Raw genomic sequence first — 12,762 nt, 5'->3', positions numbered from 1 at the left:
ATCCATGCCATGCCGGCATCGAACGGCCTTGCAGGGTGAACAGGGAATCAATCATGCACTGGCCGGATTATAACAACTAACCCGACCAATCGAACGTACGCCGATGCACCATATTACCCTTTAAACTCATGTGGATATGCATGGGAATGGGGGTTGAAAACAGGCTCCAGGCAACGGCCCGATGCCGCACACACAGCAAGCCTGATCGCCCCCATAATCCCGGACGACACCCCGGCTGGCTCAAATCCTACCGAGCGGGCCGAAAAAGATTCATAATCGGCGCAGAAAATTCGAACGGGAGGGGATATGTCGCGCAATTCTCTTTGCACCATCGCCGTTGCAGCTGCGCTTGCGGGATGCGCAGCGAAACCGGTCGTCGTGGCCGACGACTCCCCCCTCCACCCCACCGCCGTGATAGAACGGCATGTCGTCAACAACGGCATCAAAGGCTTCTTCCCCACCGAAAGCACCGAACTGGGTTATGTGCGCAGCAACATGCGCCGTGACGAATCGATGTTCAAGGGCACCGGCACCTTCTCCGGCTATCTGATCGGATCGAAATCGGGGATCCGGATTTCGCGCATCGACCGCAACCTGCAGTGGCTGCTCGACACTGAAAAACAGGAATACAGCGAATGCCCCCTGAAGGGTTGCGCCGAAACCTCGAAGCGGGCAGCGCCCAAACAAAACGATACTCAGCAACCGCCCAAGGCGCGGCATGAATCCGGTTGCACCATGAGCATCGCGCACACCAGCTTCACGGTAAAGGCGACTGGGCAAAAGAAGACCATCAACGGTTTCGACACGGACGGATACCAGGTCGCCTGGGTGGTCAAGCTGCGCGACAACGCGGCGCGCAATTCGACCAGCACGTTGAACATGGACATCTGGACCACGCCGATGTCCCGTTCCATACGCGATGCGCTGAATATGGAAGAAGCCTACGCCCGCGCATTTGCGGGGGCCGTTGCCCCTGCCGGCAAGCAGCAGATACTCCCGTCCGATGCCGCCAAGCTGATCGCGGCATACATGGCAAGCACCCTGAAACAGGCAGATCTCAAGGCGTTCCTCGACGCTGGCAGGCAAATGGAAAAGATCAGGGGATACCCGATCTCGACCCATCTGGCATGGAGCATGGACGGCAACGCCTGCGCGCCCAAGGAAACCAGGGAAGAGCCGGCCCGCCAGGAATCGATCTCGGCCAGCCCGCAAGGACTGGTTTCCGGCCTGACCGGGATGTTCGCAAAACAGAAGACCGAAGAGACGATGAAAGCGGCCGAGGGCGAGCCGATATTGTCGTTCACCGTCGAGGTCAAATCGCTCAAGCTCGACCAGCTGCACGACAGCCTGTTCACGGTGCCGGCGGATTACCGCCTGGTGTCGAAACCATAAAGCCTCTGCGAGCCGGTAGTCGGCTGCGTTTCAGTTGCGCGGCGCAGATCGATCGGCGGGAGCATCCGGTTTCTCCAGGATGACCAGCGCGATTCCGCCGAGTATGGCGACAGATGCGAATGCCAGACGCAGCGTGAGCGGTTCGGCCAGGAATGCGACCCCGCCGACCGCGGCCAGCACCGGGACGCTCAGCTGTACGGTCGCCGCATGCGTCGCTTTCAGCGCGGGCAGCACGGTGTACCAGACGGCATAGCCGATCCCGGAGGCCAGCGCACCGGACAATACCGCGTACAACAATCCGGCGCCATCCACGGCAGCAGCATCATGCAGCGACAGGCTCAAGAAAGCGGCAATCGCGGCTGCTCGCAAGAAATTCCCGGCGGTCACCCTGGTCGGATCGCCGGCCCCCTTCCCGCGCAAGGAATACACGCCCCACGCGACACCGGCGCCCAGCATCAACAAGGAGCCAAGCAATGGCGGCGCGGACAGTCCCGGCAGCAGCAGGCCGACCAGTCCGGCGAGCGCAAGCACAAGGCCCGCCAGCTGTATTTTTTGCAGCCTTTCTCCCGCCCGGATGCCGTATCCGATCATCGTTGCCTGCACAGCGCCGAACAGCAACAATGCGCCGGTGGCGGCGGGAAGGCTCACATAGGCAAAGGAAAACCCAGCCGCATAGGCGAATAACGCAAGCGCCGACCACCAGTTGCCCTGGCCCGGGAGCGCGCCGCGCTGCATCCGCACGACCAGCCACAGCACCGCCGCACCGGCGGCCAGCCGGATCGCGGTGAAACTCGCCGCATCGATGCCGGAATGCCGCAATGCGACGCGGCACAGCAGCGAATTGCCGGCGAACGCGAGCATCGCCAGCGACGTCAGGGCAATGATGCGCGTACGGGATCGCGCTGTGCTGGTTGCCGGCATCCGCTGCTTCAGAACGGCAGGTCCCGGATCAGCAGCTTGACCAGTGCGTCTGCGCTATCCTGCAGCATCGCCTTGGGATGTTTGTCGCAATACACATCCGTCCAGTCCTGGATCGAGATCTTGTCCGAGTTCCGGATGAAGTCCCGCGCGAGCATCTCGCCGTACATGCCATTCGCCCCGGAGAGATAGCCATTGAGCCAGACCGCATACGCCTCGGCATCGGCGGGCCTGTTCTTCCTGTCCTGCCATTGCGCGCAGGAGACCGCCCCGATCACGGTGTTCGCATTCGCCGGCCCCGCCGCCAGACCGCACACCAGTATTGCCAGCAATATATAAACCTGCGTCTTCATGGATCACCTCCGGCGAAATGTTTTCACGATATCGGCACATACCCGGTCGCCCGCTTGGTGACAGACCGGCATCAGGACATTTACAACTCGATACTCTGGTAGACGATCTCGACCACCACCAGTTCTTCCACGCCGTCGGGCAGGCGCAACATCACGGCATCCTCCACGCGCGCCTTGAGCAGCGTACGCGCCAGCGGCGACACCCAGCTGATCAGCCCGCTGCCGGCATCCGCCTCGTCGATGCCGACGATGCTGTAGGTCCGCTCCGTGCCGTCGCCGTGGCACACCGTGACCGTCGCGCCAAAGAACACCTGTTCGCAGCCCCGGCGCTGTTCCGGATCGATCACCTCGGAATTTTCCAGTCGCTTGGCAAGGAAGCGCAGGCGGCGGTCGATCTCGCGCAGCCGCTTCTTGCCATAGATATAGTCCCCGTTCTCCGAGCGGTCGCCGTTGGAAGCCGCCCAGGCCACGGTCTGCACCAGCGCCGGACGTTCCACATCCAGCAGGTGCATGTATTCCTCTTTCAGGCGGCGGTAGCCCGCCGGGGTGATGTAGTTCTTGCTGCCGGCGGGGATGGCGGGCAATGACGGCCCCGCATCGTCGTCATCGTCGTCGGTTTCACGGGTGAAGGCTTTGCTCATGTTCATTGCAGCGTTTTGGTCTCTGCCAAATAGTAACTGAAAAAACGCCTGCGGTAGTGGTACGGATATTGCTGAATTTGGCACTCCATCATTCAACACGACAAGGTGCACCATGCTATTCGACACTTACGAACAAAAAAGTTTGCTGTTCAACATGAACTTCAAAGAATCCGAGGGGGCTTATGCCGCCTATCGCGGCGACCTGGTGCTGGAGCTGGGCGAGATCGGCGACGCGCTCGGCCACCGCAAGCCGCCCACCGCCACCATCAAGAACACCATCGTGCTGGCGGAAAAGGACCGGATCAAACTGTACGTCGGCAGCCTCGACGAACTCGCCCTGCTGCCGAAGGTGCTGGATTACTATCGGGCCGATTTCGCCCCGGATGTCCGCATCATCCTGTTCGTAGTCAACATCGGCAAGCCGCTGGTGATCGAGATCGACGGCCTGTCCATCGCCGCCATCGGCATGCAGGAAGGACTGATCTGGAACGAGCTGATCGACATCGCCGCGCTGGACAAGGGCGACTTCAAGGGGCAGTCGGCGACGGAGAAGATCGTCACGGTCTACCAGGCCCTGACCGACTACAAGCCGAAGGGCGACAAGGTCCCGTTCGATGAAGCCCTGAAACGGACGGTCGAACTCAAGCGCGCAGGACGCGGACCTGTCTGATCCTGACTGTCGCATCGACTGCCGATTGTCGCGTTCGCGACAACCGGCAGCCCACCCCGGGAGACCACATGCCACACATCGGACTTTTCTTCGCCAGCAGCACCGGCAACACACGGCGTATCGCCAAACTGATTAAGAAGCGTTTCGACGACGACATCATGGCCGACGCGCTGAACGTCAACAAGGCCAGCGCCGGACTGGTAGCCGGATATACCCATCTGATCCTCGGCACCTCCACGCTGGGCGGCGGCCAGTTGCCCGGCCTGTCCACCGATTGCATGGGCGGGGGGTGGGAGGAGTTCCTGCCGCAGCTGCAGCAGGTTGATTTCAGCGGCAAGACCGTCGCCCTGTTCGGCCTGGGAGACCAGGCCAGGTATCCGGAGGAATTCGCCGATGCGATGGGCATCATCCACGAGTTCGTCGCTGCGCGCGGCGCCAAGGTGGTCGGTGCATGGCCTGCCGACGATTACGATTTCATCTCCTCCAGAGCATTGCTGGACGACCGCTTCGTCGGCCTCGTGCTGGACCAGGAGAACCAGAAGTCGCTCACCGATACCCGGCTGGATTCCTGGCTGAAATTGATCGCGCCGGAATTCGGCTTGCCGCTCTAGCGCCATCCCTCCCGGCCTCGCTCCGTGACACCCTCCTCGTGTCACGGAGAACGATGCTGCACGACCGTGCCACAACGCGCCAATCAGGCGTAACATTCCGCCTGCAAGCCCACAAGCAGTCTGAAGATGTCCTTTGGTTTCTTTCATGCAAGCTAAGGAGAGGCGCGATGACCGGCAGCACACAATACATTTTCGAATTCGAAAAAGGCGACGGTAAAAACAAGATGCTGCTCGGCGGCAAGGGGGCGAACCTGTGCGAGATGACGCAGATCGGCCTGAACGTCCCCCCCGGCTTCACCATCACCACCGAGGCCTGCCTCGCCTACCTGGAAAAGAACCAGCTGCCCGCAGGCCTGATGGACGACATCAAGGCCCACATGAAGTCGCTGGAGAAGAAGACCGGCAAGGGCTTCGGCAGCAGCGACAATCCCCTGCTGGTCTCGGTGCGTTCGGGTTCGTCCATGTCGATGCCGGGCATGATGGACACCATCCTCAACCTCGGCCTCAACGAGATTTCGCTCAAGGGGCTGATCAAGCAGACCGCCAACGAGCGTTTCGCCTACGACGCCTACCGCCGCTTCATCCAGCTGTTCGGCAAGATCGCGCTCAACATCGGCGACGAACATTTCGACACGCACATGACCGCGATCAAGCGCAAATTCGGCGCCTTGCAGGATGTCGATCTGAAGACCGAGCATCTCAGGGAAGTAGCGGCCGGATTCCTGGAGATCGTGCAACGCCACAGCGGCAAACCGTTCCCGCAGGATCCTTACGAACAGCTGGAGATCGCGGTGGGCGCGGTGTTCCATTCCTGGATGGGCAAGCGTGCGGTGGATTACCGCAAGCAATTCAGGATCACCAAGGACATGGCCAACGGCACCGCAGTCAACGTCTGCACCATGGTGTTCGGCAACATGGGCAACGATTCCGGCACCGGGGTGGGCTTCACCCGCAATCCCGGCACCGGCGAGAACCTCATCTATGGCGAATACCTGACCAATGCGCAGGGCGAGGACGTGGTGGCGGGGATCCGAACGCCCAAGGCGATCTCCGAAATGGAAAAAGAGATGCCCGAGATCTACCACCAGCTCATCGCGCTGCGCGACCGGCTGGAATCGCATTATCACGAAGTGCAGGATTTCGAGTTCACCATCGAGAAAGGCATCCTGTACTGCCTGCAGACGCGCAACGGCAAGATGAATGCACGCGCCATGGTGCGCACGTCGGTGGAGATGTTCAACGAAGGACTGATCACCAAGGACCGCGCGCTGCTGCGCATCGATCCGGCGACGCTCGAACAGCTGCTGGTACCGCAACTGGCGCCCAACTTCCGCGGCAAATCGCTGGCGCAGGGCCTGCCCGCCTCGCCCGGCGCCGCCTCCGGCAAGATCGTGTTCGATGCGGACACGGCCGAGATCCGCGGCCGCGCCGGCGAGAAAATCATCCTGGTGCGCGAGGAGACCAAACCGGAGGACATTCACGGCTTCTTCCAGGCCGAAGGCATCCTGACCAGCCGCGGCGGCAAGACCTCGCACGCCGCCGTCGTCGCCCGCGGCATGGGCAAACCCTGCGTCTCCGGCTGCGAGCAGATCGTCATCAACGATGTGTTGCGCAGTGCGCAGATCGGCGAGACCACCCTGCATGAAGGCGACGTCATCACCATCAACGGCGGTACCGGCCACGTCTATGCAGGCGAGGTGCCGACCGTGCATGCCGAATTTTCCGGCGAGATGGCGACGCTGCTGTCCTGGGCGGACGAGGTGGCCAGGCTCAAGGTGATGGCGAATGCCGACACCCCCAACGATGCCGCACGCGCGCGCGAATTCGGCGCGATGGGTATCGGCCTGTGCCGCACCGAGCGCATGTTCAACAGCACCGACCGCCTGCCCATCGTGCAGGAGATGATCCTGGCCGAAACGACCGAAGCGCGCCAGGCGGCACTCGATCGCCTGCTGCCGATACAACGTGCCGACTTCAAGGGCATCTTCAAGGCGATGAAGGGGCTGCCCGTCACCGTGCGCCTGCTCGACCCGCCGATGCACGAGTTCCTGCCCACCGCCGCGCAGCTCGAACTGGAGATCGCGCACCTGCACCAGCTGCGCGACACCATCAAGGGACTGGAAGAGCTGCCGGATACGCTCAAGATGCTCAATCCCAAGCTGTACCAGCAGTATGCCGACGGCCTCACCAAGCTGATGGGCGGGCTGGGCGAATTCAAGGAGTCGCACCTGGAAGAGGACGTGATCAGCAACAAGGAAGTGGTGCTGAAGAAGGTCCGTGCGCTGGCCGAAGTCAACCCGATGCTGGGCCATCGGGGCGTGCGGCTGGGTATCACCTATCCCGAGATCTACTCGATGCAGATCCGCGCCATCCTCGAAGCGGCGGCGCTGTGCGCCAACGAGGGCATCGAGATCCATCCCGAGATCATGGTGCCGCAGGTGGCGACGGTGGAAGAACTCAAGCGCATCCACAGCTATGTGCAGCGCATCCATGAGGAGGTGAAGGCGACCCACGGCATCGACGTGAAATTCAAGTTCGGCTCGATGCTGGAAGTGGTACGCGCCTGCATGCGCGCCGGGCGCATGGCGGAAACCGCCGAGTTCTTCTCGTTCGGCACCAACGACCTGACCCAGGCCACTTTCTCGTTCAGCCGCGAAGATGCGGAGAACAAGTTCCTGCCCGCCTACACCGAGAGCGGCATCCTCGAAGACAATCCGTTCGAGGTGCTGGACATCAAGGGCGTCGGACAGTTGATGAAGATGGCGGTACAGAAAGGCCGCGCCACCAACCCCGAACTGAAAGTCGGCATCTGCGGCGAACACGGCGGCCATCCCGGCTCCATCCGTTTCTGCCACTACGTCGGACTCAATTACGTTTCCTGTTCCGGTCCGCGCGTACCCATCGCACGCCTTGCAGCCGCCCAGGCCAAGCTGCTGGAAAGCCAATACCAGGAACCGAACTGACGCCCGTCATACCCGCAGCAGCCTCCGGCCGCGATACGGGCCGGAGGCCCCTCCCCCCTTCAACCGCAAGCCTCCCCGCCGCACTTCGTTGCAAATCCCACAACGCGTTCCGCGCAGCGTGACAAGTCCGACAAAGTACGGATCGCGCGCGCAGGAATGATGCGGCAAACCGCTTGGCAAGCGGGAAAACCGACTTTTCCAAATGCAGGCACGCGCTTTGCTTATACAATATCGTTATGTATGAATATGCATAACGAAAGTCGACGACCTGCCCGGCGTACTGCTTTCTTTCGACAATTCAACGATCAAGGAAATCTCATGCTAAATCTGAACCATGGCTGCAAACTGGCGCTCGGCAGCGCCGTGCTTGCCGCCAGCGCCGCCTATGCGGACACGCCTGCCGACCAGCCACTGCCGGACTTCAAATTTTCGGGGAACATCCGCGCTTATTCCTTCAGCAGGGATTACACCAATAGCACCCTGACCGACCTGCACTCCACTTCGCTGGGAGGCCGGCTGAAAGTGGAGACCGCGAGCCCTGACGGCCTCGGTGCGGCATTGGGCGTGTATTTTGCGCAGGACATCGGCCTGAACAATCACGACCAGAACAACAAATACATCAACCCGCTGCTGATGGGGACGGACTACGGGATATACACGCTCGGCGAGGCCTACGTCCAGTACAGGAAGCCGGAGTTCCTGGCGCGGATCGGCAACCAGAACATCGACAATCCCTGGATCAACCCGTCCGACGGCTTCATGATCCCCAACCTCTATCAGGCCGGGGTCGTCTCGTACTCGCCCATCCCGGGCCTGCAGCTTGAAGGGGACCGCGTCTTCCGCTACGAGAACCGTACCGCATACAGCTTCTCGAACAGCAACATCTTTGCCCTGCCATACGACAACCCCCATTACACCGGCGGCAACATCGGCGCAGCGGCTTTTGGAATGACCTACAAGAACGACGGCATCAGCGCCAGGACCTGGCTGTACCGCTTTTACGATTTCGCGCAGATGGCATGGCTGCAGGGCGGATACAAGATGAACCTGGACGGGGTGTCACCTTTCGTCGATCTCCAGTTCATGCGCGAAACCGGCGACGGCGCCAACCTGCTCGGGGCAGTCGACAGCAAAGCCTACGGCGCCAAGACCGGCATCGCCTTGCCGGACAAACTGGGCAGCGTTTATTTCGCCTTCAACAAGGTGCCGGTCAATCCGACCGCCGGGATTTCCAACGGCAATCTGCTGTCGCCGTATACCCAGGTCTACAATACCGACCCGCTCTACACGACCGTGATGAACTACGGCCTGGTGTCCTCGCGCGGTGCCGGCCACGCCTGGAAGATCGGCAGCAACCTGAAGCTGCTGAACGAGAAGCTGGATGCCGAGATCACCTACTCCCGCTACGACACCGCCCCTTATGTCGCCAACGTCAACGCGCTCATGCTGGATCTGGCCTATCACCTGGACGGTTCGTTCGCGGGCCTGACGATCCGCGACCGCCTGGGCATCGAACACGGACTGGCGAGCTGGGGCAGCTCTTATGTGGACAATCGCGTGATGCTGCAGTACGCCTTCTGAACCCGCATCGGCAGGACCGGCAAGGCAGCGGCCCGGATTACGCGGTGCGTATCCCGGCCGCTTTCGCCGATGCACGGATTCACTTCGCCGCCGAATACGTCATACAATCGCACCAGGTGCCGGGCACCAGAAACGGGAAACGCAAAACAATCAGGGAGAATGGCATGAAAACATGCTGGAAAAAGGCGGCTCTCGTCCTGTTTGCCGTCGGCGGAACGATGCTCCTCGGCGGCAATGCACAGGCATACATCGACATGCCGGAACGGGAACACGTCCAGACGCTCGTCTGGATCATGGAGGCGGTCACACTGGTCACCATCGTGACGGTGTTCTGGTTCCTCTGGCGGATCGGCAAGCGCGCCCAGCAAAGCAGGAATCCGAAACAGGACGATACGCCGGAGTGACCGCATGCATCGCCCCGGCGTATATGCCGGGGCCCAGTCAAGCAGTTACCCGTGAGGTCCTACCTGAACCAGCGCTCCATCGACGCCAGCAGTCTGTCTATCAGCCCGAAACGGGCCAGTATGAAGAACAGCGCGATCCCCAGCAGTGTTCCGATCCCGAACGCTTGAGCCATCGGATTCATGATCTATCTCCTTTAACCTTGATTGATGAAATTCGTTTCGCGCCGACACCAGGTCAAAACATTTCCCACACCTTATCCCGGTTGACATACGCCAGCGCCCAGGCGCCGATGGTGAAGGCCCAGGCGATGATCTTGACGATGATCGACTTGATGATCAGCATGTCCAGTTGCAGCAGCACGGTGAATGCGGTGATGTTGAAAGCGATGATCATGTAGACGATCACGGCGGGTAGCTTGAACATTGGGTACTCCTTCCCGTTGAGTTGTCGAATCCTGTTGCCCGCTCAGGGCGCCTTGGCGGCATGTCCAGCCCGCCCCTGTGCGTTGGCGGTGTTCTGTTGCACGCATTGTTGCCAGCGTCCGCTCGCTTCGTTGCCGGGGTCCTGCTCCAGGTAGCAGGCGCATTTGCAGGCAGCCGCCCGGTAGCAGGCCCCCATGTCGCCGCCTTTGCACGATTGCTGCTGGATCTCGCACTGGCTGTTGCAGACTTTGGCCAGCTGGCGTTCCTTGAGTTGCTGTTCGAGCGGGATCTGCGCCGGGATCTGTTGCTGCGTGTAGATGCCCCAGGCCATCATGGCGACGCCGGCCAGAAAGAAGGCGCCCACCGGCCAATTGAAGCGGATGAACAGGGTGCGCAGGGTGTCCCGCCAGGTGGCATCGCGGCGCGCTTCGCCGAATTCGAAACTCAACAGGCCGGCAGTACCGGTCTTGGCATGCAGACGGTCGCAGGCGTCGATGCATTCGCCGCAGTCGATGCAGCTGTCGTCGATGGTGATGTGGGTCGGTTCGATGCGGGTGATGCAGCTGGCGGCGCAGTAGTTGCATTTGTTGCATTCGGCGGCGCGGGTGCTGTCGTAAGCGATGTGCAGGGCGTCACGGGTCTTGAACATCTTCTGGCCGATGCGGTACAGGCAGGCGTAGTCGCACATGAAGTAGCGAATGACCGCGATGTCGATGAAGATGAGGAAGACGGTGAAGTAGTAGAGCCTTTGCATGAAGGCGGAGAGCTGGCCGCTGGGACCTGCGCTGAAGAACGAGCGCACTTCGCTGAACGGGAAGAAGAACAGGAAAGGGATGAGGGCGAGGACCAGGGAGACGGCCAGGAAGGTGAGTCCGAGCAGGGCCCAGTTCCAGATCTTGTTCTTGGCGGCGGCGACCTTGAGGCCTTCGCCGTTGACGTCGACGCTGGCGCGTTTGCCCAGCAGTTTGTAGGTGAGGTTGTTGGCCCATTCGGACAGCAGGTTCTGCGGGCAGGCCCAGCCGCACCAGGCGGTGCCCAGGGTCATGTAGATGATGAGGGGGACGGTGATACCCACCAGGGCCAGGCCGAATACGAAGGCGAAATTGGACCACCAGATCTGGCTGTCCAGCATGGTGAAGCTGGCGGTACTCAGGTCGATGCGGAAGAAGCCCAGCGCCGGGATCAGCGCAATCAATGCCAAAGTGCCCAGTTGCACGAGCCTTCTCTTCCCCCGGTACGCCGATCTTTCCATCTGGTTGCCTGCCTGCTCTGTGCTGATGCAGCCCCGGACTGCATGCGTTCCGCTCGCATGCGGGACCGGGCCATTGCGCCTGCCTGTTGACGGGATATACCTGAAATCCATCCGGTATATTAGTTAGTATTAATATACCAATATTCAAATCGCCCCGCAAGTGTCCGCGACAAGCGACGGCAGATCATTCGTGCCGATCCAGCGTCGCGAGCATCGTTGCGACATCGACGAGTTTGTCGCGCGGCGCCCCGCGCCATTCCCCGCGCGCGACTTCGATCCGGTCGAGCTGTTTCCAGTCGTCGAAGGAAACCGGCTGCACGCCGCGTCCGCGCAGCAGATCGATGATCGCTTGCCGCTCCGGCAATATACGGGCCGGAAGCCCGATCCCGTCGGCCATCATGTGCTCGACGACGCGGGCCGAGGCCGCCTTGTGCGAACCGATGAGCCCTTGCGGTCCGGTCCTGGCCCAGCCGACGACATATTCATTGGCGACCACCGCACGGCTGGCCGCATCGACCACGCGCCCGTCCTCGTTGGCGATCACGTGCGCCTTTTCGTCGTACGGGACTCCGGCAATCCGTTCGGCGCTGAACCCGATCGCCGGCAGCACCATGCCAACCTGCAGCGTCTCGAACACACCGGTACCGCGCGCAGCGATGCTACCGTCGGGCCGCATCTCCAGCCGGTTCTTCTCCAGCCTGAGCCCGGCCACGTTGCCGTCGGCACCGGCAAGGACCTCGGTCGGCGCAAGCAGGAAACGCATATGCAGTTTGCGCGTCTTGCCCTCCGGCAGCCGCGCAGCAAATGACCGCAGCACTTTCAGATTCTTGTCTTGCGGCGAATCCTGCACCGGCTCCGGCACGGCTCCAGCGGCGATCTCGTCCAGTTCGACGACAGGCTCGGCATCCGCCATTTCGCCGAGCTCCTTCAGTTCGGCCGAGGTGAACGATGCCTGTGCCGGGCCGCGCCGGCCAAGGACGAACACTTCGCGCACCTTGCTGTCGCGCAGGGCTTCCAGCGCATGCGCAGCGATGTCGGTCTTTTCCAGCTCGGCAGGCGTACGCAACAGGATCCGCGCCGCATCGATGGCGACATTGCCGTTGCCCACTACCGCCACGCGCGACACCGACAGGTCGATCTTCGCGTCGCGGTAATCGGGATGTCCGTTGTACCAGCCGAAAAACACGCTCGCCGGGGTACACCGCGGCATGCCTTCGCCGGGAATGCCGAGCCGGCGGTCTGCCTCATTGCCGACCGCGTAGACGATCTGGTGATAGTGCAGACGCAGGTCCTCCACCGTGATGTCGCTGCCGAGACGGACATTGCCCAGGAACCTGAATGCGGAGCGCGCTGCCGTCCTTTCATAGACGCGCGTAACAGCCTTGATGTTCTGGTGATCGGGAGCGACCCCGCCGCGCACCAGGCCATACGGAGTGGGAAGGCGGTCGAACATGTCCACCTCGACCGCTGCGTCCGTGCGCCTGAGCAATGCCTCCGCGGCATAGAATCCGGCAGGCCCCGAGCCGATGATCGCCACACGCATCAACCACCTCC

Annotated in this window: 13 protein-coding genes; 6 read left to right on the top strand and 7 right to left on the bottom strand. The window is 61.6% G+C overall.

The genetic code is table 11. From position 1 onward, the window contains the following. The first annotated feature begins 306 nt into the window (after positions 1 to 306). Positions 307 to 1,392, top strand: a complete 1,086-nt coding sequence (locus tag L6418_RS04290) for a hypothetical protein (protein WP_237248239.1) — start codon at positions 307 to 309, stop codon at positions 1,390 to 1,392. Positions 1,393 to 1,422: 30 nt separating this feature from the next. On the opposite strand, the gene L6418_RS04285 is transcribed toward L6418_RS04290, so the two are convergent. The 3 genes from L6418_RS04285 to greB form a co-directional block, all read right to left on the bottom strand. After that, positions 1,423 to 2,313 (bottom strand): DMT family transporter, encoded by an 891-nt coding sequence (locus L6418_RS04285; protein WP_237248238.1) that lies wholly within the window; start codon positions 2,311 to 2,313, stop codon positions 1,423 to 1,425. 8 nt (positions 2,314 to 2,321) lie between these two features. Then, positions 2,322 to 2,663, bottom strand: coding sequence for a hypothetical protein (locus L6418_RS04280; RefSeq protein ID WP_237248237.1), 342 nt, complete (start codon positions 2,661 to 2,663; stop codon positions 2,322 to 2,324). A gap of 80 nt (positions 2,664 to 2,743) precedes the next feature. Further along, positions 2,744 to 3,304 (bottom strand): transcription elongation factor GreB, encoded by a 561-nt coding sequence (greB, locus tag L6418_RS04275; protein WP_237248236.1) that lies wholly within the window; start codon positions 3,302 to 3,304, stop codon positions 2,744 to 2,746. A gap of 154 nt (positions 3,305 to 3,458) precedes the next feature. On the opposite strand from greB, the gene L6418_RS04270 reads away from it, so the two are divergent. From L6418_RS04270 to L6418_RS04250, 5 genes are all read left to right on the top strand, one after another. After that, entirely contained in the window at positions 3,459 to 3,974 is a 516-nt protein-coding gene (locus L6418_RS04270; RefSeq protein ID WP_237248235.1) for a hypothetical protein, read from the top strand. A 68-nt stretch (positions 3,975 to 4,042) separates the two neighbouring features. Further along, positions 4,043 to 4,585 carry a flavodoxin gene (locus L6418_RS04265; RefSeq protein ID WP_237248234.1) on the top strand — a complete coding sequence of 181 codons (543 nt, stop codon included), beginning with the start codon at positions 4,043 to 4,045 and terminating at the stop codon, positions 4,583 to 4,585. A 167-nt stretch (positions 4,586 to 4,752) separates the two neighbouring features. After that, positions 4,753 to 7,548 carry a pyruvate, phosphate dikinase gene (gene ppdK, locus L6418_RS04260; RefSeq protein ID WP_237248233.1) on the top strand — a complete coding sequence of 932 codons (2,796 nt, stop codon included), beginning with the start codon at positions 4,753 to 4,755 and terminating at the stop codon, positions 7,546 to 7,548. Positions 7,549 to 7,866: 318 nt separating this feature from the next. Next, the gene (locus L6418_RS04255) at positions 7,867 to 9,129 is read left to right on the top strand and encodes an OprD family outer membrane porin (protein ID WP_237248232.1); all 1,263 of its coding nucleotides are present in this window, start codon (positions 7,867 to 7,869) and stop codon (positions 9,127 to 9,129) included. Positions 9,130 to 9,173: 44 nt separating this feature from the next. Further along, a complete protein-coding gene (locus L6418_RS04250; protein ID WP_237248231.1) occupies positions 9,174 to 9,533 on the top strand; it encodes a hypothetical protein in 360 nt (119 codons plus the stop codon). A 59-nt stretch (positions 9,534 to 9,592) separates the two neighbouring features. Here L6418_RS04250 and L6418_RS13435 read toward each other — a convergent pair whose 3' ends face one another. The 4 genes from L6418_RS13435 to L6418_RS04235 form a co-directional block, all read right to left on the bottom strand. Then, complete coding sequence (locus tag L6418_RS13435) at positions 9,593 to 9,715, bottom strand: hypothetical protein (RefSeq protein WP_269807824.1); 123 nt, start codon at positions 9,713 to 9,715, stop codon at positions 9,593 to 9,595. A gap of 53 nt (positions 9,716 to 9,768) precedes the next feature. Beyond that, positions 9,769 to 9,957 (bottom strand): hypothetical protein, encoded by a 189-nt coding sequence (locus L6418_RS04245; RefSeq protein ID WP_237248230.1) that lies wholly within the window; start codon positions 9,955 to 9,957, stop codon positions 9,769 to 9,771. A gap of 42 nt (positions 9,958 to 9,999) precedes the next feature. Then, complete coding sequence (locus L6418_RS04240) at positions 10,000 to 11,172, bottom strand: 4Fe-4S binding protein (protein WP_237248229.1); 1,173 nt, start codon at positions 11,170 to 11,172, stop codon at positions 10,000 to 10,002. A gap of 220 nt (positions 11,173 to 11,392) precedes the next feature. Further along, positions 11,393 to 12,751, bottom strand: coding sequence for an FAD-dependent oxidoreductase (locus L6418_RS04235; RefSeq protein ID WP_237248228.1), 1,359 nt, complete (start codon positions 12,749 to 12,751; stop codon positions 11,393 to 11,395). Positions 12,752 to 12,762: the final 11 nt, after the last annotated feature.

The sequence above is a fragment of the Sideroxyarcus emersonii genome (assembly GCF_021654335.1).
Classification (GTDB): Bacteria; Pseudomonadota; Gammaproteobacteria; order Burkholderiales; family Gallionellaceae; genus Sideroxyarcus; species Sideroxyarcus emersonii.
Note: the sequence above shows the minus strand (reverse complement) of the source record. Positions and strands in the feature narration are given on the sequence as shown.

Bases quoted from the DNA above. Each gene is read 5' to 3' on its own strand.
- L6418_RS13435 (WP_269807824.1), bottom strand. From the start codon at position 9,715: ATGAATCCGATGGCTCAAGCGTTCGGGATCGGAACACTGCTGGGGATC.
- L6418_RS04285 (WP_237248238.1), bottom strand. From the start codon at position 2,313: ATGCCGGCAACCAGCACAGCGCGATCCCGTACGCGCATCATTGCCCTG.
- L6418_RS04245 (WP_237248230.1), bottom strand. From the start codon at position 9,957: ATGTTCAAGCTACCCGCCGTGATCGTCTACATGATCATCGCTTTCAAC.
- L6418_RS04270 (WP_237248235.1), top strand. From the start codon at position 3,459: ATGAACTTCAAAGAATCCGAGGGGGCTTATGCCGCCTATCGCGGCGAC.
- L6418_RS04280 (WP_237248237.1), bottom strand. From the start codon at position 2,663: ATGAAGACGCAGGTTTATATATTGCTGGCAATACTGGTGTGCGGTCTG.
- L6418_RS04255 (WP_237248232.1), top strand. From the start codon at position 7,867: ATGCTAAATCTGAACCATGGCTGCAAACTGGCGCTCGGCAGCGCCGTG.
- L6418_RS04235 (WP_237248228.1), bottom strand. From the start codon at position 12,751: ATGCGTGTGGCGATCATCGGCTCGGGGCCTGCCGGATTCTATGCCGCG.
- greB (WP_237248236.1), bottom strand. From the start codon at position 3,304: ATGAGCAAAGCCTTCACCCGTGAAACCGACGACGATGACGACGATGCG.
- L6418_RS04265 (WP_237248234.1), top strand. From the start codon at position 4,043: ATGCCACACATCGGACTTTTCTTCGCCAGCAGCACCGGCAACACACGG.
- ppdK (WP_237248233.1), top strand. From the start codon at position 4,753: ATGACCGGCAGCACACAATACATTTTCGAATTCGAAAAAGGCGACGGT.
- L6418_RS04290 (WP_237248239.1), top strand. From the start codon at position 307: ATGTCGCGCAATTCTCTTTGCACCATCGCCGTTGCAGCTGCGCTTGCG.